Raw genomic sequence first — 21516 nt, 5'->3', positions numbered from 1 at the left:
GCCGAGCCGAGCAGGACGAGCGGGTGGAGGGCGAAGACGGCGGTGAGCACGAGGCGCATCGCCGGGCCGGCGCCCAGCCGGCCCAGCAGCCGGTGCATGAGCGCCACCGAGCAGGCCCCGCACAGCGCCGAGACGAGGCACCCGGCCAGCGCCCTGGACGCCAGCGCGGGGCACAGCGGCGTGGCGAGGAGCAGCGGAATGGCGGCGAGCGAGGGCAGCGGGTTCCACACGAAGCCGATGGCGGCCAGGTGCGGATCCCGGCTGAACAGGACGTAGTAGCCGTTCGCGACCCGGCTCATCGCGTCGGGGAAGACGAGGTCGTGGGCGCTGAGCCACAGGGCCACCGCGAGGTAGCAGACGAACGCGGCCGCCCCCGCCCGGCCCCCGGCGCGGCGCCCGCCCCCGTCGACGACGGCCCCGGCAGGCGCCGTCGCGGGCGCCTCGGCGGGAGCCCCGGAGGCGGGGACGAGCGCCGCACCGCCCGTGTCACTCATCGGGGTCCCCCTCGACCGCGGACTGCTCGTCCACCGTCTGCTGCTGGTCGAGGCCGTGCGCGGTCTTCTCCCAGTAGGACGGCTTCGTGACGAGCTGGATCACGGCCTTGAGAGCCGCCAGCCACATGAGCCCCCAGTACAGCGGCATGAGGAGCGCCGCCCCGAGCAGATCGGGCCGCTCCATCTGGCGCGCCGTGAACACGCCCATGTAGAGGACTGCGAGATTGCCCAGTACGAGGCAGACCATGCCGAGGTAGTAGACCGCCGACGGGAAGAGCGCGGCGACGGCCGGGTCGCGCGAGGTGAACCACATGGCGGTGAGCGCCCAGAAGAAGCCGTTGAAGGCCGACAGCAGCGGCGTCCCGGCGATGAAGACGAGCAGACCGGCCACACCGCGCAGCCCCAGCTGGCCGGCCACGAGGCGCGGCCGACGGACGTGGACGAGGAAGGTCTGGATGTAGCCCTTGTACCAGCGGCTGCGCTGCCTCACCCAGTTGATGCCGTCGGAGTTGGCCTCCTCGAGGGTGGTGGAGTCGAGGACACCCACCTTGTAGCCCGCACGGTGCAGACGCAGCCCGAGGTCGGCGTCCTCCGTGACGTTCCACGGATCCCACGCGCCGACCCCGCGCAGCACGTCGGAGCGGAAATGGTTCGAAGTGCCCCCGAGCGGGAGGGGCGCGCCGAGGGAGACGAGCCCGGAGAGCATGTTCCCGAACCAGGAGCCGTAGTCGAGGGTGAACCAGCGGGTGAGGAGGTTCTGCGAGGCGTTGTAGAAGCCCAACCGCGCCTGGATGCAGGCGTACTGCGGGCCGAGGCGCCGCATGGCGACGACGGCCCGCCGCAGCTGCAGCGGGTCGGGAGCGTCCTCGGCGTCGAAGATCGTGCACATGCCGCTGTCGGCGGCGAGGAAGCCGTAGTTGCACGCCTTCGGCTTCGTGCGGGGCTTCATCGGCGGGACGCGGACGACGGTGAGGTGCTCGCGGGGGGCGAGACTCCGCGCCGCGGTGACCGTCTCGTCGTCGTCGTCCTCGAGCAGAAGACGGATGTCCAGGAGGTGACGGGGGTAGTCGAGGCCCTCGAGGCGCTCGACGAGCTCACCGAGCAGCGGCTCGTGGAACACCGGCACGAGCACGGTGTAGACGGGCAGCTGGTCGTCGGGAACCGAGTGGGCCTCCTCGTCGCTCACCGTGACCATCCGGTCGCCCCGGGCCCCGTATCGGAACAGGACGAACCGGTAGCCGAGCGCCACCGCGTAGGCGATGGTCACCACCGCGATGATGACGATGCACGTCGCGGCGGGGGCCACCAGCAGGCCGGCGAGCGCCGCGATGGCGAGGACGATGAGCGTCACGCGCTGCCAGGGCACGAAGACGCCCCAGGCGGAGTACTCGGGGGCCGCCGTGGCCAGGCCGTGGCAGGCCAGCTCGATCAGCTGGTCGGGGTCCTCACGCAGTTGCGCGACGGGCGGCGGCGTGAGGAGCCGTTTCCCATGGGCGACGTCGGGACTCACCGGAACCACCCCCGGGCCAGCAGGAGCACCGCGAGAGCGGCGAGGGCGGGGACGATGAGCCGGAGCGAGTGGATCGGGTCGAGCTGCTCCTGCGGCGCCGGTCCCCGGCGGATGAGCGTGACGGCCGCGACGAGCAGGCACAGGACGAGTCCGACGGTGCCCGCCGGCACCGAGCCCAGGGCCGGGACGGCGCCGAGGAGCGGCGCCGGTGCGGCGGGCAGGGCCCAGCAGGTCTCGCGGGTGCCGAGCGTCCAGAACATGCAGCCGAGGGCGAGGGCGGTGGCCGCCGCGCCGGAGGCGAACGGGTGGCCGCTCACATCCCACTCGACGACGATCCATGCCGCGGTGAGCAGGCCGCCGGAGCCGAGGATCCGGTCGAGGTCGCGGTCGTCGATGCGGGGCTGGCGGCGACGGGCGAGCACGAGGGAGACCGCCATGACGAGACCGCCGACGTCCCACATCCAGGCGCCCGGAGGCGCCGTGGGACGCGGCACCGCGATCCAGGCGCAGACGACCGCGACGAACACGAGCGCATGGTGAACAGTGACAGGAAGATGTGGGACGGGCACCGGGACCGGGGATGGGGTGTTCACCGCACTTCTCCTCTCCGACGCCCGGCCGGGGGGTGGGGCGCCCTCGGGGCAGGGCCCGCGAGACCACCGCGAAACCCCAAGTGACAAGGCCATTTTTTCACGCTAGCAAGGTGCCCGACTGTGATCCACCTGTGGATGACCTGGTTCTTCGCCCCTGGACCCGGGCCGGTCCCCGACCCGGGAGCGCCCCGCGTCTCAGGGGTGCGGTCGTCCATCGCCTTCTCCGCCGTCGAGGAAGGAGGGAGCGCCCCGCGCCTCAGGGGTGCGGGCCCCTCGGGGCGCCGTTCGGCGACGGCGGACGAGCGGGATCGCGCGCCGGCCGTCGGCGATCGAGGCCGCTCGGGACGCCGGCCGCCGCCCCGGATGGATTGCCGGGCGCCCGCGTCGCTGTGCTATGGTTTCCGAGCCGCCGACGGCGGCGCTGCGCGAGTGGCGGAATGGCAGACGCGCTGGCTTCAGGTGCCAGTGCCCGACAAGGGCGTGGAGGTTCAACTCCTCTCTCGCGCACAACGCAGAACCCCTGGTCAATCCCGGTTGACCAGGGGTTCCGCCGTTCTCGGGCGAATCCTACGGCGCTGATGGCGCCGTTCCCGACGAACCTCGCGTCGCGCCCACCGCACCGGGGATGATTCCGGGCGGCCTGCACCGACCATGCTCCCCGAGCATGTTCAACCCGTCTTCACCCCCTGGCAACCCGAATGAGACCCGCCGTCCCGCCCGGATCCCCACCCATGGTCCTGTTCCGCGCCGGCCGGACGGCGAGGAACAGGACCATCCCGTCGGGGTACGGCCGGATCATGGCCAGTCGGTGCGGCACGCGGCGGTTTCTCGAGGCGAGGACGGAGCCCCCGCACAGGGCCCGACGGCGCCGGGCGCCACGGGCAGCGGTTCGCCCCCGGCAATGACGTCCGCGGGCTCCGGGGCGGGCCCGGTCGGCATCCCATCGCCCCCTGACTCCCGCCGCGTCTCGGTCCCCGGCGGAGGCCCGCCGGGGGTCGACAGCACGTCGGGATGCACGCCAGGATGAGAGACATTCCTGCATCCACAAGCCGAATCGCACACACGCTGATCGCATGCGACGACCACCGAGGAGGACTCCGATGCCGAAGCAGCCCGATCCGATGACGATGGACCTGTACGGCGCCGACAGGTACGAAGTGGCACCGAAGTGGGGGCCGGGCATGGTCTCGGGCCCCTACAGCACGAACGCGGCCTATTTCACGGCCGCCGCAGACCAGCCCGTCATGGCCATGGGGTGCTCCGTGGCGTTCGACGAGCTGGCCGGGCACGACCGCCCCTGGTCGAGCGTGACCCTCGTCCCCTGGCACGCGGGGCCCCTGACGAAGACCCGTCTCGGGCAGGCCACTCCCTGGCACGTGTCCGTGACGAGGTCGACCGTGGCGCTCTACGTCCGCCAGAGCACCCGGGGCAGGCTCGAGCAGATCGACCAGATGACCTTCCCCGACATCGCCCCGAACGGCGCGGTGACGCCCGTGGCCGTGGTGCAGAACAAGCAGGTCGTCGCCTGCTGCATCGGCGAGAAGGTCCACGTGTCGAGGAGCCCGAAGTACGCGTCGGCGGAGCGCGGCTACTGGCCCTGCTGGGAGACCTACGTGTACGGCATCGACCAGGACCCGCGGCCGTGGTTCGGTCAGCCGTGGTACATCCAGTCGGCCGGCTCCCTCACGAGCAGCGCCTGGACGCGTGAGATCCGCTCGCTGCCCCAGGGCGCCCGCTCGGCCGCGACGACGGCCCAGGCCGCCGCGATGGGGTGACGCGCCGGGCCCGCGCGTCCACCGTCCCGCGCGCCCCGGCCCACGGGCGTTGCGACGAGGCGGGCGCCCGCCGGAGGACCGCCCGGTGGTGGGCCCGACGGTGGGCTCCGCGCCGCGGCGCCGGTCCCCGCATCGCTGCAAGCCCCCGTCCCAGCCCTCGGCATCCTCGTCGTGCGCCCCGGCCCACCTCACCGTGAGCCCCGCCCTGCTCCGTCCGCGATCGCGTGGCGGCGTCCTGACCATCCGACCGCTCACCACGCGCGGTCCGCAGCCGCGTCCGGTCCTCCCTGCCGCTACTGTTTCCCCAGTACGAGGGACACCGGAGGGCTGCTGTGGCGACGAGGACGACGATCCATCAGGTCATCGAGGACTTCCGCGGCCGGGGCTCGACCGCCGAGCGGGGCACGCGGTTCGAGCAGCTGATGGCCGCCTGGTTCCGCCTCGATCCGACCCTGTCGAGCGAGTACGACGAGGTGCAGGCGTGGCCCGACTGGTCGCACAACGAGCACACCCATGACTCGGGCATCGATCTGGTGGCACGCAACGCGCAGACGGGCCGGTGGACGGCCATCCAGTGCAAGTTCTACGACCCGAGGTACTCCCTGCAGAAGGCCGACATCGACTCCTTCTTCACCGCCTCGGGCAGGGCCTGGGACAGCATCGCGTTCGACAACCGCATCATCATCTCCACGACGGACCGCTGGTCGAGCCACGCCGAGCGGGCCCTGGAGAACCAGACGGTGCCGGTGCAGCGCATCGGGCTGGCGGACATCGCCGAGTCCCCCATCGACTGGATGCGCCACGACGACGTCGAGGTGCGCTTCGAGCCCCGCAAGGCCGTGCGCCACAGCCTGCGCCCCCACCAGAAGGAGGCCATCGCCAGGATCCAGGAGGGCTTCCGCACGCACGACCGGGGCAAGTGGATCTCGGCATGCGGCACGGGCAAGACCTTCACCTCGCTCAAGCTCGCCGAGCAGCGCTGCGCCGAGAACGGCGGCCGCCTCACGGTCCTCTTCCTGGCGCCGTCGATCTCCCTGGTCTCGCAGACGCTGCGCGAGTGGATGGCCCAGTCCCAGACGCTCATCCGCCCGTTCGTCGTGTGCTCGGACACGAAGGCCTCGAAGCAGGCCGAGGACATCGCCGTCCACGACATCCCGCTGCCCACCACCGACGCCGGGCGGCTGGCCGCCCAGATGAGCGGGATCGGCCGCAGGGGCCGCCAGATGGTGGTCGTCTTCTCGACCTACCAGTCGATCGACGTCGTCGCCCGGGCCCAGCGGTCCTCGGGTGAGCGGTTCGACCTCATCCTGTGCGACGAGGCGCACCGCACGACGGGCGTCACGCTGCCGGGCGCGGGTGACGAGTCGGCCTTCGTCAAGGTGCACGACGACTCCTATCTCCCCGCCGACAAGCGCCTCTACATGACGGCGACCCCGCGCATCTACGGCGAGGAGGCCAAGCGGAAGGCCGAGGACCGGTCCGCCCTCATCGCCTCGATGGATGACGAGACCATCTTCGGTCCCGAGCTCCACCGGCTCGGTTTCGGCGAAGCGGTCGAGCGGGATCTGCTCGCCGACTACAAGGTGATGATCCTGTGCGTCGCGAACGATGCCGTCGCCGGGCCCTTGCAGGGCTCCCTGGCCAACGAGGAGCACGAGATCACCCTCGACGACGCGGCGAGGATCGTCGGCTGCTGGAACGGTCTGGCCAAGCGCACCACCGACATGGACTTCGGCCCGGACCCTGCACCGATGAGGCGGGCGGTCGCCTTCGCGCAGAACATCAAGGCCTCGAAGGCCTTCGCCCGGGCCGTCCCCGATGTCGTCGACAGTCTCATCGCCGATCAGCGCACCCCCGATCTGGAGGTGGCGTGCCGTCACGTCGACGGCACGATGAACGCGTTGGCCCGCTCGGAGCAGCTCGCCTGGCTCAAGGCGCCCGTGCCCGAGAACGAGTGCCGCGTCCTGTCGAACGCGCGGTGCCTGTCGGAGGGCGTCGACGTGCCGGCCCTCGACGCCGTGCTCTTCCTGTCGCCGCGCAATTCGCTGGTGGACGTCGTGCAGTCGGTCGGGCGCGTCATGCGCAGGGCCAGGGGCAAGGACTACGGCTACATCATCCTGCCGGTCGCCATCGACGCGAACGAGTCACCGGAGGAGGCGATGCGCAGCAACAAGCGGTTCAAGGTGGTCTGGGACGTGCTCAACGCGCTGCGCGCCCACGACGACCGCTTCAACGCGATGATCAACTCCATCGACCTCGACGGCTCCACCAAGGGCAGGATCGGCATCGGGGTCTTCGACGCCGTGGGAACCGGCAGCGACGAGGACGGCGAGGGCGCTGCCGCGACCAGGACGGCACTGGCGGCCCAGGCGCCCCTGTTCGCCCTTGAGATGAGGAATGCGATCCTCGCCCGCATCGTCAGGAACGTCGGCGAGCGCGACTACTGGGACAACTGGGCCGACGACGTCGTGCACATCCACACGAACCAGATCAGCCGCATCGGCGCGATCCTCGCCACGGCCCGGCGGGACGGCGGCCCGCCGGCGGGTCGTTTCGAGGAGTTCCTCGAGGGCCTGCGCGCGAACCTCAACGAGTCGATCGGCGAGGCCGACGCGATCGACATGCTGAGCCAGCACCTCATCACCCGGCCGGTCTTCGAGGCCCTCTTCCCCGCCGGCTCGTTCGTCGAGCACAATCCGGTCTCCGTCTCGATGCAGACGATGGTCGACGCGCTGGCCGGGCAGGGGCTGGAGGCCGAGACGGCCGACCTGGCCGGTTTCTACGACTCCGTGCGGGCCAGGGCCGCCGGCATCACGACGCCCAAGGGGCGCCAGACGATCATCCACCGGCTCTACGAGGACTTCTTCAAGAAGGCCTTCCCGAAGCAGGCCGGCTCCTTCGGGGTGGTCTACACGCCTGTGGAGATCGTCGACTTCATCCTGCGCGCCGCAGACGAGGTCTGCCGCAACGAGTTCGGCTACGGCATCAGCGACGAGGGCGTGCACGTGCTCGACCCGTTCACCGGCACGGGGACCTTCATCGTGCGGCTGCTGCAGTCGGGCATCATCGCCCCGGCCGATCTGGCGAGGAAGTACGCGCACGAGTTGTGGGCCAACGAGATCATGCTGCTGGCCTACTACATCGCCTGCGTGAACATCGAGACGACCTATCAGGCGATCCGTCAGCGCGGGCTCGGCCCCGATGAGCAGGCCCCCTACGTGCCGTTCCCCGGCGCGACGCTCGCCGACACCTTCCAGATCACCGAGGACGGCGACCGGGCCGACAGCTCGCTCATCCCGGTGAACAACGAGCGCATCGAGGCCCAGCTGCGCACGCCGATCAAGGTGATCGTCGGGAACCCGCCGTACTCGGCGGGCCAGTCGAGCGCCAACGACGACAATGCGAACCTGCGCTACCCGACACTGGACGGCAGGATCGCCGACAGCTACGCGGCCCGGTCGACGGCCACGAACAAGAACAGCCTCTACGACTCCTACATCCGGGCCTTCCGCTGGGCCAGCGACCGGCTCGGCGGGCAGGGTGTCTTGGCCTTCGTCTCGAACAACGGCTGGGTGGACGGCAACACCGCCGACGGAATCCGAAGGTGCTTCACCGACGAGTTCAGCCACATCTGGGTCTACAACCTACGAGGCAATCAACGCACCGCAGGCGAGACCTCCCGCCGCGAGGGAGGAAAGGTCTTCGGTTCGGGCGCCAGGACCGGCGTCGCCGTGCTCATCGCCGCCAAGGATCCCGCGGCCTCGGGCTGCCGGCTGCACTACTGGGCCGTGCCCGACTACCAGAGCCGGGAGGAGAAGCTGACCGGCATCGACGACGCACGATTGAGCACGGTGCCCTGGCGGGAGATCACGCCGAACGAGGCCGGCGACTGGATCAACCAGCGCAGCGAGAACTTCGACGCCTTCCCGCCCATCGGCAACAAGAATAAAATGAATCACAACCACCGATATTTCGTCTATTCTCAGCAGGACTGAAGACCAATCGTGACGCCTGGTGCTACAACTTCAGCCGCACGAAACTCGAACGCACCATGCGCGCGATGATCTCCGCGTACAACAGCGAGGCGCTGACCTGCGAGGGCGACGAGGATCGTCTGGACAAGGACCCCACGAGGATCAGCTGGAGCCGCGGTCTCATCAACGACGCCGCACGAGGACGACGTCATGAGTTCAGACCGGAGCGCATCTACCGGGCCTCGTACCGCCCCTTCACGGCGCAGTACGGATACTTCGACCGACCGTTCAACGACATGGTCTACCGGCTCGAGGAGATCTTCCCCACACCAGCGCATGAGAATTACGGGTTCGGAGTAATTGCACCTCACCCTCATGCGAGTTTCGCTGTTTTGATGCAAGATTCTCTCCCGGATGTTGCAACCTACACATACACGGCTCAGTTCTTCCCCCGCTGGACCTATGAGAAGGTCGAGGATGACACCGCCCTCTTCCTTCCGCCGGTCGAGGGGCCCGTCATCAACGGCTACCGCCGCGTCGACAACATCACCGATGAGATTCTCGCCATCTATCAATCGGCCTTCGGACCCCAAGTGAGCAAGGACGACATTTTTTATTATGTCTACGCAGTGCTGCACTCGCCGCAGTACCGCAACACCTTCGCCGCCGACCTGAAGCGGATGCTTCCTCGGATCCCGCTTGCTGCCAGCAGGAATGACTTCGGCACCTTCGCCGAGACCGGCAGACGGCTCGCCGATCTGCACATGAACTACGAGTCTGTCGACCCCTACCCGCTGCACGAGTCGACTCATCCGTTCGGGGTCGATGACGGGGATCTTTACCGGGTGCAGAAGATGAGATGGCAGGACAAGCAGACGAAGAAGGCCATCGTCTACAACACCCATCTCACCCTCAGCGACATCCCGGCCGAGGCGAACGAGTACATGCTCGGCTCTCGCTCTGGCCTCGAGTGGCTCATCGACCGCTACCGAGTGAGAACCGACAAGGACTCGGGCATCGTCAACGATCCGAACGACTGGTGCCGTGAGCACGACGACCCCCGCTACATCATCGACCTCGTCAAGCGCGTCACCCGCGTCTCCGTCGAGACGATGAGGATCATCCGCTCACTTCCCGAACTTCCGCTGTGATCCGCTCTGGTCCCGTCCCATTCCTGCGCCGCACAAGAAGAAGGCTCATTCATAGAGGATAGAGGTCAGACCACGGTCCCCGCCCCTGGTCAGAGCGTCATCCGAGGATGCCGTGAACAAGTCTCAAGACATCGACAAGTCAGCAGGAGTGCAGCCCGCAGCTACTCGGCTCGGATCATCTCGGTGTGCTCGATGAGCCATTCAGCGAGTTCCTCGTTCCGCCACACGTTCATGACGACCATCAGGACGGCGTTCGCGGCGTCCTCCTGTTCGGCAACGACCAAGAGCCCATTCAGTTCCAAGAAGGCGACGCCGAGGTGCCAGGCGAGCCGCTTGTTGCCGTCACGGTAGGCGTGAGCTGTCGCGACGGCCGCGATGAGCTTCGCGGCCTTGCCGGGCAGCGTCGGATGGGCCTCATGGCCGTCGAATCCGAGAAATGGTGCACACAGGGCGCCCCGAAGTTTCCCTTCATCAAGGAGCAGCCCTGCGTGCACCTGCTGGGAGTAGATCCGTTGACACTGCTCCCAAGTGATCTCGACGGTCACGAGCCGAGGATGGCCAGCGTCTTGGCCCAGCGGCGCGAGGTGTCAGCGGCGATCCGCTCAATCGCCCCATCAGAGGCCTCCACCGTGGGCGTCATGGGGCGTCGCGGCCCCTCCCCCCGCAGGGCCATGCGCGTGTAGAACCTGCGCATCGCGTCGAGGGGGATCGGGTCGCTGCACTGAGCGTCTCGTGGTCTGTCGCCCCACACCTCGCGCCACGGCCCTTCGCGATGGGTCAGCTCGCCCAACGCGCTGCCGCCCATGGCACCGTAGTAGCCGGTCACTGCGTCGAGAGTGGCCTCCTCAGAGGCGGTGAACACTCCGGCAGGAGGCGCCTGCTGGATCACATGAAGAGCATGACGCAGGGAGGGGACCACAGGACCCATCTGCCACGCCTCGATCCGGTTGGAGAAGAGCGGACGACCGTCCCACACCAAGGACCACGCCTGGGCGTAGTAGACGAGCTTCTGGGCCTGCATCTCGCCGAACACCCGGCTCAGGGCATTGATGGTCTGCGCAGCGGCCATCGCGCGGTCAACAGTTGACTCTCGCATCTCGTCCACCTCCCCGTGATCGCTTCAACGCTAGCGCAGACGACCCACATTCCGTGAGTCCTCACTCTTCGACAACGTCCTTCAGCGTCCTGAGCAACAGAGTGAGAGCGACCCGCACATCGTACGGCCCAGCGCTCACGGTGCCTCTTGGACCCGAACCACGAGTCACCGCCGCCGGCGTCACCAGATCGGCACGCCTCCGGACGATCACCGGCTCCGAGCCGGAGCCCGACACCGCCCACGCAGGATCATCTTGCCTTTGGCCAGGGTGAGCACCGGCAGCCCTCGGCGGCCAGCAGCCGCGCTCAGAGCGGCCAGCTCCCCAGCAGTGATCCTGGCCCGGAGAACCCTCGCACGCCCGTTCCCCCACGTCGCCTCCGCACCAGGTCTGGGTCCGGCGTCCTTGCGAACCCCGGTGACGGCAACCGTTCTGCATACGTCCCTGACCGACCAGAGCGCAGATGCCCTCTGCTGTGAACGAGCATGAGCCACCCATTGCATCGGTTCCAAGGGCTGAAGGGATGCTGACAGGCGAGGGGCACCCCCAGTTCTCCCGGGCCTCTGCTGCGACTCCAAGGCGCGGGCCCACGCAGGCTGCATGATGAGGGTCATGCCAGCTGGAACCCCGGCAACATGATGACCTTCCACGATGCAGAACTGCATGGGCCTGAGGGGAGGGGCCAGACCGACGCATGATGAACGCAACCTTGAACCGGCAGTGGAGACAGATCGTCCGTGACATGAGTTCACCAGAAGTCGCCGAGGCGATGACATGTCTCGACCAAGCGGGGAGGCCCGACTGCCAGCACCCGATGAGCACCGCGAGCGCGGTCCGCGTCCTCCTGTGGAGGATCCAGGCACTCCCGCACCGTGAAGCGCCGGACAAGAGACTTCGCGCTCTGGCCTCCCAGAGGGTGGCGTGCATGACCTCGGCCCTGGCACGAGTTGAGCTTCCCGCGGACAGTACCAGTTCGGTCGACTCAGACCTTCGTTGCGCGAACCAGGCATTACGTGAGCTCCACGGGAACTCGGCGGAACCCATCGTGCTGAGACATTTCGTTCATCGGGACCGACGGAGCACCGGAGACCCGTCGTCTGAAGACCCGTCCCCGTCAGCGGCAGCTCAGGGCTCTGGCGCCTACCGCATCCTGCACGACTTGACGATAATTTATGTCCTGTACGCAGCCATCATCCTGACCGCCGGATTCGCTGTCACCATGCTCGTCCACTGGATCGCGGGACCACCTGCCCCGTTCACAGTGGCTGGCTTCGCGCAAACTTGGGCGCGAATAGCGGGATTCCTCGGCGATCTCACCCCCCTGACGCTTCCGATGATGACACTGGTCATCGGATTGTTCTCCATACCGATTCTCACCGGAGACGGGCGATCGGCGTCCCTCGAGGACCGCGGCCGCCAGCTCTTCCTGAACAGGGCGATCCACATCGCCAGTTTCACTGTGGCCACCCTGTCCATCCTCTCGATGCCTCATTCATCCTCAACGGAGGTCGGGGTCTCAATCTACGGCGTCATCTCCAGCGTCATGATCATCCTGTTCGCCCTCCTTCCGCCGACCCTGACCAACATCGTTGTCGACGAGCGGCGTCGGAACCTTCACAAGGCCGAGAAGACCATCGGGAGAATCGATGCGCTGCTCTCCGAGGACCAGTCGACATCGAGTGAACCGGTGCATCGATCATTCTTGGAGAAGCTCGAGCACCTGTTCCATCAGGCACTCAGCGTGGGATTCCTGGTCATCTTCGCCGCCGTTACTGTTGTCATCCTCTGCTTCGCCTTTGTTTGCACTCATGCGATCAGGCATTCGGTGAAACTGACCATGGCTTTACCCCTAATTTCTCTGGGTATCATGCTGTTCTTTCTCGCCTACTCCACGAGAAACTTGGCACGAGCACGGTGGTTCACCAAGATGTACGACGACAAGCCGCCCCGTTGGGCTGTGATGTTCTTGCCAGCTGTCTCGTCCTCTGTCCTGTCATCTTTCACCCTGTGCTTACCCATAGCACTCACCGGGCATGCCCACTGGTTCCTCATCTCGTTCATCACCCTGACAATCCTCCAGACCGTGTTCGCCGCTGCATTCCAGCATCTCCTTCCCACGAAGGAGGCCGAGCGCAGGAGACGCTTCCTCATGGACCAGCGCACATTGAACGAACAGACGGTCGAGACCGAGCGCAGGAGACTGGGGGACCGGGCCGCCTGAGCACGGCCCCGATGAACCCTGATCCTCGTGCCTCGGAACCGCCGGGCGTCGGGGATGAGGACCGACGAACAGCGGCGGGGACGAGCCCGGCCCGCCCCCGCCGCCCCGGTCCGCCGGCCGTCACCCCTGCTTCGTGAAGGTGATCGCCTTGAACCTCTCGGTCTGCTCCTTGATGCCGGTCTCGGTGGGGAAGCGCTCCACCGAGCTGGCCCCGTAGAATCCGGTGATGCCCTCGGTGTGGTCGAGGACGTACTGGGCGTCCTCGGGGTTCGCGATGGGCCCGCCGTGGCACAGGCAGAGGATGTCGGGGTTGACCCTGCGCGCGGCGTCGGCCAGGGTCTGGACCTTCACTGCCGCCTCCTCGAGGGTGATGGCCGTCTTCGCGCCGATCGTGCCCGAGGTGGTCAGGCCCATGTGGGGCACGAGGATGTCGGCGCCCGCCCGGGCCATGTCGGCGGCCTGCTCCTCGTCGAAGACGTAGGGCGAGGTGATGAGGTCGAGCTCGTGGGCCATGCGGATCATGTCGACCTCGTGGCCGTAGCCCATGCCGGTCTCCTCGAGGTTCGCACGGAAGACCCCGTCGATGAGCCCGACGGTCGGGAAGTTCTGCACGCCGGCGAAGCCGATCTCCTTGACCTGCCTGAGGAAGTGGGGCATGACGCGGAATGGATCGGTGCCGTTGACGCCGGCCAGCACCGGGGTGCGCTTGACCACGGGCAGGACCTCGTTGGCCATCTCCATGACGATGGCATTGGCGTCGCCGTAGGCGAGCAGCCCGGACAGGGAGCCGCGACCGGCCATGCGGAAGCGCCCCGAGTTGTAGATGATGAGCAGGTCGATGCCGCCGGCCTCGGCGGACTTCGCGGAGATGCCGGTGCCCGCACCACCGCCGATGACGGGCCTGCCCTCGGCGACCTGACGACGGAAACCATCCAGGATCTCGTGACGTGACGACATTGTTCCTCCTCAGTGCTCGGAGTTCTTGATGAGTTCATCGAGGGCCTCGGCCATGTCACGGCCGAAACCCGGGTCGTTGATCGTCTGGTCCTTCTCGACCACGACGACGTCGCTGCCCGCCAGCCCCTCGCGCAGGGCGTCGAAGAGCCGCTCGTCCGCGCCCTCGTCGCGGAAGGGGCCGCCCTCGACGTCGATGCCGGAGAGGCCCCGCAGCGGAATGTGCAGCCGGACCGGGCCGTTCGACGCGGCGAGCTTGTGGGCGATCCGGCGCCCCAGCTCGGCCATCTCGTCCGGCGTGGTCCGCATGAGAGTGACCGTCGGGTTGTGGACGAGGAAGGTCCGGCCGCCGAACCTCTCGGGAACGGTGCTCCTCGGTCCGAAGTTGACCATGTCCAGGGCCCCGAGGCTCACGACCTGTGGGACGCCCAGGGCCCCCGCCCTCTCCAGCCGGTGGGGGCCGGCGCTGAGCACGCCCCCGACGAGCTCGTCCGCGAGCTCCGTGGTCGTGAGGTCGAGGACGCCCGTCACGAGACCGGACTCGACGAGCCTCTCCATGGCGCGCCCGCCGGCGCCGGTGGCGTGGAAGACGAGGACCTCGTAGCCCAGCTCGTTCAGGCGCTCGCGGGCCTCGTCCGCGGCGGGCGTGGTGAGCCCGAACATCGTGATGGCCACGACCGGCGGCCGGTCGGCGTCAACGGGTTCGCTCCGGCGCCTCTCGCAGGCCCGGGCCATCGCGGCGATGCCGGCGCACGCATTGCCGAGGATCGGCGCCGAGACGTCGTTGACGCCGGCGATGTCCACCACCGAGTACATGATCGTCGCGTCCACGTCGCCGACGTAGGGCCTCACGTCCCCCGACGCCATCGTCGAGACGAGCAGTTTGGGCAGACCGATCGGCAGCGCCTGCATCACGGCCCCGACGACCGAGCTGCCACCGGAGCCGCCCACCCCGAGCAGACCCTGGATGCGTCCCTCCCCGGCCATCGCGCGGGCGAGGACCGCCGCCCCGCGCGACATCGTCGCCATCGACCGTCCGCGGTCGCGGGCCGCCCTCAACTCCTCGGGGTCCTCCCCGGCCGCCACGATCACCTCGTCCGAGGTGACATCGGCCATCGGACTCCTCGAGAAGGAGCCCACGTCCATCATGCACGTCCCGACGCCGTGCTCGCGCAACCGTTCACGCAGCCAGGCGTACTCCTCGGCCTTGGTGTCGAGCGTGCCCACAAGCAGGACAACCGCCATGCTCTCACTCCTTCGTGATCCGCACCATGCCCACGACTCTAGGGGCGGAGGCCGTCACGGCGATGGGCCGGTTGGGAGCAATTGGTCCGTTCGCGGATCGCGGCGGGGAGAAGACTTGACCCATGGCAGTCATCAGTCGCACCGCCGCGGAGCTGTCGGCGATGCTGGGGCCATGGCAGGACGGCAGGGGCCCCCTGTCCTCGGCGCTCGCGGACGGGATCGCCGAACTCATCGACGCGAACATGATCCCGGCGGGCACGGCCCTGCCCGCCCAGCGCGAGCTCGCCCGGCAGCTGGGCATCGCTCGCGGCACCGTCACGAGCGCCTACGGGCTCCTCGAACAGCGGGGACGACTGCTGACCCGGACGGGATCGGGTTCGAGGGTGCGCGCCGAGCCGAGCGCCCCGGGCGCGAACCTGACCGGGCGCCTGTTCTCCTTCTCGGACGAGTCCCGCCGGCGGATCGACCTGTCGAGCGGCGCCCTCCCGGCCTCCGCGGTGGCCCGTGAGGTGATGGGGCAGATCCGCTTCGACGCCCTCCACGACTATCTGCCCACCAACGGCTACTTCCCGGCGGGGCTGCCCGCCCTGCGGACGGCCATCGCGGAGCGGCTGAGCCGCGACGGGGTGGCGACGGCGCCGGACCAGATCGTGGTGACCAGCGGCGCCCAGCACGCGACGTCCCTGGTGTTCGGCACCTATCTGACCGCCGGGGACGAGGTGGTCGTCGAGGATCCCAGCTATCGCGGCGCGCTGGAGACCCTCCGGACGAGAGGGGCCCGGATGAGGAGCGTGCCCTTCGAGCGGCACGGCATCAACCTGCCCCTCCTCGAGCAGGCCCTGGCGAAGAGGCCGGTGCTGGCCTATCTCCAGACCGGCGTCCACAACCCCACCGGCCTCGCGACGGACCCGGCCAGGCGCCGCCGGCTCGCCTCGGCGCTCGCCGGCGGCCGCACCCTCGCCGTCGAGGACTGCTGCTCCTACGACCTCACCCTCGAGGGCCGCCCCGGGCGGACGCTTGCGGGGCTCCTCCCGGACGACCGGCTCGTCTCGATCGGGAGCCTGTCGAAGCTCTTCTGGGGCGGAATCCGCGTGGGGTGGATCAGGACGTCCCGCTCCCGGGTGCGGACCCTTCTCGAGGCGCGCAAGGCCGTCGACCTGAGCACCTCGGTCATCGACCAGTTGATCGCCGTCCGCCTGCTCGAACGCGCGGACGAGGCGCGGCGCGAACGCGCAGCGATGCTCTCCGTCGCCAGATCCATTGCCGAGGGGCTCCTCCACGAGCACCTCCCCCGCTGGACGTGGCCGCCCGTCGACGGCGGCGCGGCTCTGTGGATCGACACCGGCGAGGACGCCGCGGCCCTCGCCGAACGGGCGAAACAGGCTGGTCTCCTCATCTCGGCCGGACCGAACTTCTCGGCCCACGGATCCCACCGGACGCATTTGCGGCTCCCCGTGGCCCGCGACCGCACGACCCTCGACAGGGCGCTGGCGACCATCGCCGGGCTGACCACCGACCGGCGCCGATGAGGTCCGTTCACAAGGACCCGAATCCGATCAAGGGTGCCGCCCCTGGTCGGGAGCGCCCCATGGATGCCGTGAACAAGCCTCGCATGACGTGCGGGAGTCCGGACCCCACGACGGAACCACCGCACGACGGAGCCACCGCTCCACGCGCGCCGGCCCACCAGCCGGCCAGCCGTTCCCGCACGGCCCTCCCAGTGCCGGCATGGAATTCCATCCCCGCATGGGCGAATCATCCCCCCGGGCAATAGTGGTCATCGACCTCTGTCACCACGCCGCCTTCGTCCGTGAACATGGCATAGCGCACAGCAAGATGCGAGGGCATGATTGCCGCTTCGTCCTCATAAAGAGGGTAGCAGTAGCCATGGCCGCCGCACTCCTCTGCTTCGCCGTACCTTTCTTCGACCTCGGTGATGCTGCTTCCGATGATCCAATCGTCGTCATACTTCAACCGGATGAGACCGTAATGCCCACCGAGCGCCCACCAGAATGCCGTGCTCCCCAGCAGATGGATGGTCATCAGGGTTGCACCGGCGCTCAGCACGACCCTTCTGCGAGCCCGCACGGCCGCACCACCGGAAATGATGGCGACAACCGCAGCGACGATGACGAGGAGCACTCCGAGCGCATGGAGCAAGAAAAATAAGAACGTATACCTGTCTCCCGGATCAGAGACGGACGCGAGAATCGCGATGGCAACAATCACCAGTCCGGCCGCAAGGAGCACAGGCGCCCATCCCCTTCTCCTCTCCCCTGCTCGTTCCACTCTTCAACTCCCTCCGGGGGTCATGCAGCACTCTTCGCCTCGGACGACGGCCATCGCCCTCGAATCCTGCGGAACAGTCTTGCACGGCCCTCGGCGCCTCCGCCGTTCCTCCCGGCCCCGGCGACCGCCCTGCCTCACCCGCCACCGTCCCCACCGGGATCCGGTCCGGTCCCCCCGCCCGCGTCCTCCCCCGCCGCGGCGATGTCCGAGCGCAGATACTGGAACAGCGGCGGCCCGTCCGGGTCGGGGTGGAGCACTCGCACCTCGACCCTGTAGACCTCGCGTACCACCTCGGCCGTCAGCACCCGCGCAGGCGGCCCGTAGTGCACGGCCCGCCCGTCCTGGAGCACGAGCACCTCGTCGCAGTAGGCGGCCGCCAGGTTGAGGTCGTGCAGGGCGACGACGACGGTCAGCCCCGTCGCCCGCACCCGGTCGAGCATGTCGAGCTGGTGGGCGATGTCGAGGTGGTTCGTCGGCTCGTCGAGCAGCATGATGCGGCCCTCCTGCGCGAAGGCCCGGGCGATCTGCACGCGCTGCTGCTCGCCGCCCGACAGGGACTGCCAGTGGCGCTGCAGCAGCTGCTCGACGCCCGTCTGCCGCGCGGCGCGTCGAACGACCCCGCGGTCGTGCCGGCTGATGCCGGACCAGCGGCCGCGGTGCGGGATGCGCCCCAGGTCGATGACGTCCTCGACGATCACGTCCTGCTCGGTCGTGGCCTGCTGCTGCACGGCCACGAGGGTGCGGGCCATCTCGCGGCGGCCCCACTGCGAGTAGTCGCGCCCGTCGAGGCTCAACTCGCCGTGGTCGGGCGCGACGAGCCTCGCCAGGACGTTCATGAGCGTCGACTTCCCGGCGCCGTTGGGCCCCAGCAGCCCCAGCACGTGGCCGGGGACGGCGGTCACGTCGATGCCGTCGATGATGACCGTGCCGCCCGCCGACCAGCCGACGCCCTTCGCCTCGAGCCTCATCGGGAACCCCTCCTCCTCGACAGCAGCACGGCGAACACGGGCACGCCGACCATCGCCGTGATGACGCCGACCGGCACCTCCAGCGGGGCGAACGCCGAGCGGGCGATCGTGTCGGCCCACAGCAGGAAGATCGCGCCGAGCACCGCCGAGACCGGCAGCACCCCGCGGTGCCGCGAGCCGACGAGCATGCGCGCCATGTGCGGCAGCACCAGGCCGACGAAGCCGATGGCCCCGCTGGAGGCCACGACGACCGCGGTGAGCAGGGCGGTGAGCACGAGCAGCGTCACCCGGGTGCGCCGCACCGCCACCCCCAGCGAGGCCGCCTGGCGCTCGCCGAAGGTGAAGGCGTCGAGCGAACCGGCCATGCCCAGGGCCAGCACCATGATGACGGCGAAGCCCGCCGCCGTCTGCGCCACGTCGGTCCAGGAGGCGCTGGCCAGGGAGCCCATGAGCCAGTACAGGACGCCGCGCGTCGTGTTCGCGTCGGCCCCGACCATGATGATGAACGAGGTGAGCGCCGAGAAGCCCTGCGTGACGGCCACGCCGGCCAGCACGATCTTGTCGGTCGTCCCGCCGGCCAGTCCGGCCAGGGCGAGCATGATCGCGAACGCGCCGAGGGCGCCGACGAAGGCGCCGCCCGACAGGCCGAGGGCCGAGCCGACGCCCAGCACGAGGACGAGGACCGCACCGGTCGAGGCTCCCGAGGAGACGCCCAGCAGATAGGGCTCGGCCAGCGGGTTGCGCAGCAGCGACTGCATGATGACCCCGCAGATGCTCAGCGAGGCGCCGCAGGCGGCGGCCAGCAGGACGCGCGGCAGGCGCAGCTGCCAGACCATCGCCACCTGGAGCGTCGTGAGGCCCGGATCGCCGGCCAGGTGCAGCCTGCTGGCCAGCACCGACCACACCTGGCCGACACCGAGGTCGGCGGGGCCGAAGGTGATGGCCGTCACCACCGACACTGCGAGGAGGACGACGCCGACGGCGGTGACGAGCCCGGCGTTGAACCGCCCGGAGCGCGCCATGGGCCGCGGGCTCATCGCAGCCCGTACTGCTTCAGACCGGCGCCGATCTTCTCGGCCAGGTCGACGGTGCGGATCGACGGGTTCATGTCGCCGCCGGCGACGATGATGAAGCGGTCGTTGCGCACCGCGCCCATCTGGGCCGTGACCGGGTTGGACCTGAGGTAGTCGATCTTGGCCTGCGCCGTCTCGGCGGTCTGCGACTTGCGGGTGAGGTCGCCGAGGACGAGGACGTCGGGATTCTTGGCGGCCAGGTCCTCCCAGCTGACCTGCGGCCACTCCTTGGCGTCGTCGGAGTAGACGTTCGTCACCTTGAGGTCGTTGGAGATCATCTGCGAGGCGCCGGTGCCTCCGGCGACGTACGGGGACTCGGAGTTGGCGAACCAGAAGGCGGCGCTCACCTCGCCGCCGTCGACGTTCGCGCCGGAGACGGCGGCGTCGAGGCGGCCCCGCAGCGAGTCGACCAGCTCGTTGCCCTTGTCGGGCACGCCGTGGATGGCGGCCAGGTCGTCGATCTCCTGGTAGATGTCGTCCATCGCGAGCACCTCGGACCTCTCGGAGTCGCCGTCCCCGCTGTCGCCTTTCTCGCACTGGTTCGGGGCGAGATAGGCGGGCACGCCGAGGTTGGCGTAGCTGGCGTAGGAGCCCGAGCCGGTGTCGTCGAGCGTGTTGGGGAACGACGCCGAGACGAAGTCGGGGCTCGCCGCGAGGACCGTCTCGAACGAGGCGTTGTTGTCGGCCAGACGCGGGACCTCGTCGTTCTCGGCCTCGAGACTGCTCAGCACCGGATCGGTCCACGTGGCGGTGCCGACCATCGTGTCGGCGACGCCGAGGGAGAGCTGGATCTCGGTGGACGACTGGTTCAGCGAGACGGTGCGCTCGGGGGCCTTGTCGAAGTGCAGCTCGTGGCCGCAGTTGGTGATGGTCAGCGGGAAGCCGCCCGCGGCCGAGCCGGACTGCGTGGACGAGTCGCCGGCATTGCCCGAGCAGCCGACGAGCAGCAGCGAGGCGGCGGCCAGGCCGATGAGCGGGGTGCGGATGCGCATGATGTTCGTTCCTCCTTGCGATGGCCCGGTGGACGGGGGACGCCGTGGCACGGGCGGCGTCCCGGTCGCGCGCTCGCGGAGCCGGGCGGGCGCGGGCGGCGATGGTGCAGATGGGTGCGGGTCAGCCGGATTCGGCGAGGGCCCCGGCCAGGGCCTCGGCGAGGTCGACGGTGCGCATCGACGGGTCGAGCGAGGAGCCGGGGACGATGACGTAGCGCCTGTTGCGCACCGCGTCCATCTGGGCCGTGACCGGGTTGGACTCGAGGTGGGCGATCTTGTCGTCGGCGGTGTCCCCGGACTGCATGGCGCGCTTGAGGTCGCCGAGGACGAGGACGTCGGGGTTCTTGGCCGCGACGTCCTCCCAGTTCACCTGCGGCCATTCCTCGTCGGAGTCGGCGTAGATGTTCGTGGCTCCGACGGTGTCGGCGGCGATCTGCGGGGCCCCGATGCCGCCCGCGCTGTAGGGGGCCTCGTTGGAGGAGTACCAGTAGAAGACGGTCCTGCCCCGGGAGCCGGCATCCGAGGCCGTCCTCGCGGCCGCGTCCATGCGGGCCCGGAGCTCGCCGACGAGCTCGTCGCCGCGCTCTGGTACGCCGTGGATGGCGGCCAGGTCGCGGATCTCCTGGTGGATGTCGTCCATCGTCAGGCGCCGGCCGGTCGTGTTGTTGTCGACGATCGTGCACTCGTACTCGGGCAGGTACGCCGGGATGCCGAGCTCGGCGAACTTCGACTGCGGGGCGACGCCCTCGTCGGTGAAGGTGTACTCGAAGGCCGCGGTGACCAGGTCGGGGTTCTTGTCGAGCACCGTTTCGAGCGACGGGTAGTTCATGGCGAGCTGCTCGATCGAGGAGTTCTCGTCGGCGTACTCGTCGAGCACCTGGTCGGACCAGGCGGCTGTGCCGACCATCTGCGGGCCGGCCCCGAGGGCGAGCTGGATCTCGGTGGAGGCCTGGTTGATCGTCACCGCGCGTTGGGGAGGCGCGTCGAAGTGGAGCTCCTGGCCGCAGCGGGTCATCGTCAGCGGGAAGCCGGCCTGGACCGGGGCCGGGGCGGACGAGGATCCGGCGCCCGCCGAGCCCGACGAGCAGCCCGCTGCGACGAGCGCGCAGCAGCCGATGACCGTACCGATGCGGATGGCAGGGGGAATGGTCCGCCCCATGGCGGTTCTCCTTCGAGGTCGGGG

At 69.0% G+C, this 21516-nt stretch carries 17 protein-coding genes and 1 tRNA gene; 6 read left to right on the top strand and 12 right to left on the bottom strand.

The features are described 5' to 3' along the window. The 3 genes from K336_RS0104015 to K336_RS0104005 form a co-directional block, all read right to left on the bottom strand. The coding region (locus K336_RS0104015) for a hypothetical protein (protein WP_028706351.1) at positions 1 to 494 on the bottom strand (494 nt) is incomplete at its 3' end. After that, complete coding sequence (locus K336_RS14275; RefSeq protein ID WP_051245377.1) at positions 487 to 2004, bottom strand: glycosyltransferase family 2 protein; 1518 nt, start codon at positions 2002 to 2004, stop codon at positions 487 to 489. The genes K336_RS0104015 and K336_RS14275, both read right to left, overlap by 8 nt. Next, positions 2001 to 2597 carry a hypothetical protein gene (locus K336_RS0104005; protein ID WP_211223432.1) on the bottom strand — a complete coding sequence of 199 codons (597 nt, stop codon included), beginning with the start codon at positions 2595 to 2597 and terminating at the stop codon, positions 2001 to 2003. Before K336_RS0104005 ends, K336_RS14275 begins: the two co-directional genes overlap by 4 nt. Positions 2598 to 3020: 423 nt before the next feature. Here K336_RS0104005 and K336_RS0104000 point away from each other — a divergent pair. The 4 genes from K336_RS0104000 to K336_RS19260 all read left to right on the top strand — a co-directional run bounded on the left by K336_RS0104000 (position 3021) and on the right by K336_RS19260 (position 9497). Continuing rightward, a tRNA-Leu gene (locus K336_RS0104000) sits at positions 3021 to 3104 on the top strand. A gap of 593 nt (positions 3105 to 3697) precedes the next feature. After that, a complete protein-coding gene (locus K336_RS0103985; protein WP_028706349.1) occupies positions 3698 to 4372 on the top strand; it encodes a hypothetical protein in 675 nt (224 codons plus the stop codon). 332 nt (positions 4373 to 4704) lie between these two features. Beyond that, positions 4705 to 8367, top strand: a complete 3663-nt coding sequence (locus K336_RS14265; RefSeq protein WP_043150220.1) for a restriction endonuclease — start codon at positions 4705 to 4707, stop codon at positions 8365 to 8367. Beyond that, positions 8340 to 9497, top strand: a complete 1158-nt coding sequence (locus K336_RS19260; protein WP_211223435.1) for a type ISP restriction/modification enzyme — start codon at positions 8340 to 8342, stop codon at positions 9495 to 9497. Before K336_RS14265 ends, K336_RS19260 begins: the two co-directional genes overlap by 28 nt. 161 nt (positions 9498 to 9658) lie before the next feature. Here K336_RS19260 and K336_RS14255 read toward each other — a convergent pair whose 3' ends face one another. Together K336_RS14255 and K336_RS14250 are read right to left on the bottom strand one after the other, a co-directional pair. Continuing rightward, positions 9659 to 10042, bottom strand: coding sequence for a type II toxin-antitoxin system death-on-curing family toxin (locus tag K336_RS14255; protein ID WP_021796595.1), 384 nt, complete (start codon positions 10040 to 10042; stop codon positions 9659 to 9661). Continuing rightward, complete coding sequence (locus K336_RS14250) at positions 10039 to 10593, bottom strand: Panacea domain-containing protein (protein ID WP_123826133.1); 555 nt, start codon at positions 10591 to 10593, stop codon at positions 10039 to 10041. The genes K336_RS14255 and K336_RS14250 overlap by 4 nt, the downstream gene beginning before the upstream one ends. Before the next feature lie 692 nt (positions 10594 to 11285). Between K336_RS14250 and K336_RS0103965 the strand changes: the two genes are divergently transcribed. Next, positions 11286 to 12812: a hypothetical protein gene (locus tag K336_RS0103965; RefSeq protein ID WP_028706348.1), complete on the top strand. Its 1527-nt coding sequence runs from the start codon at positions 11286 to 11288 to the stop codon at positions 12810 to 12812. A 120-nt stretch (positions 12813 to 12932) separates the two neighbouring features. On the opposite strand, the gene K336_RS0103960 is transcribed toward K336_RS0103965, so the two are convergent. Together K336_RS0103960 and K336_RS0103955 are read right to left on the bottom strand one after the other, a co-directional pair. Then, positions 12933 to 13769 (bottom strand): phosphoenolpyruvate hydrolase family protein, encoded by an 837-nt coding sequence (locus K336_RS0103960; RefSeq protein ID WP_021796592.1) that lies wholly within the window; start codon positions 13767 to 13769, stop codon positions 12933 to 12935. A 9-nt stretch (positions 13770 to 13778) separates the two neighbouring features. Next, positions 13779 to 15011 (bottom strand): Tm-1-like ATP-binding domain-containing protein, encoded by a 1233-nt coding sequence (locus K336_RS0103955; RefSeq protein ID WP_028706346.1) that lies wholly within the window; start codon positions 15009 to 15011, stop codon positions 13779 to 13781. Between the two features lie 122 nt (positions 15012 to 15133). Here K336_RS0103955 and K336_RS0103950 point away from each other — a divergent pair, with 122 nt between their 5' ends. Beyond that, a complete protein-coding gene (locus tag K336_RS0103950) occupies positions 15134 to 16540 on the top strand; it encodes an aminotransferase-like domain-containing protein (RefSeq protein ID WP_021796599.1) in 1407 nt (468 codons plus the stop codon). Between the two features lie 226 nt (positions 16541 to 16766). Here the strand turns inward: K336_RS0103950 and K336_RS0103945 are convergent, their stop codons facing one another. From K336_RS0103945 to K336_RS19895, 5 genes are all read right to left on the bottom strand, one after another. Then, complete coding sequence (locus K336_RS0103945) at positions 16767 to 17261, bottom strand: hypothetical protein (RefSeq protein WP_028706344.1); 495 nt, start codon at positions 17259 to 17261, stop codon at positions 16767 to 16769. Positions 17262 to 17434: 173 nt separating this feature from the next. Then, the gene (locus tag K336_RS14245; protein WP_021796598.1) at positions 17435 to 18268 is read right to left on the bottom strand and encodes an ABC transporter ATP-binding protein; all 834 of its coding nucleotides are present in this window, start codon (positions 18266 to 18268) and stop codon (positions 17435 to 17437) included. Next, entirely contained in the window at positions 18265 to 19305 is a 1041-nt protein-coding gene (locus tag K336_RS0103935) for a FecCD family ABC transporter permease (protein WP_081660558.1), read from the bottom strand. The genes K336_RS14245 and K336_RS0103935 overlap by 4 nt, the downstream gene beginning before the upstream one ends. Next, positions 19302 to 20333, bottom strand: coding sequence for an ABC transporter substrate-binding protein (locus K336_RS0103930; RefSeq protein ID WP_028706342.1), 1032 nt, complete (start codon positions 20331 to 20333; stop codon positions 19302 to 19304). Before K336_RS0103930 ends, K336_RS0103935 begins: the two co-directional genes overlap by 4 nt. Before the next feature lie 121 nt (positions 20334 to 20454). Next, positions 20455 to 21492, bottom strand: coding sequence for an ABC transporter substrate-binding protein (locus K336_RS19895; protein ID WP_043150215.1), 1038 nt, complete (start codon positions 21490 to 21492; stop codon positions 20455 to 20457). Between the last annotated feature and the right edge of the window lie 24 nt (positions 21493 to 21516).

Source organism: Propionibacterium acidifaciens DSM 21887 (assembly GCF_000426605.1).
Taxonomy (GTDB): domain Bacteria; phylum Actinomycetota; class Actinomycetes; order Propionibacteriales; family Propionibacteriaceae; genus Propionibacterium; species Propionibacterium acidifaciens.
The sequence above is the reverse complement of the archived record's forward strand: the minus strand, read 5'-3'. Positions and strand labels throughout refer to the sequence as shown.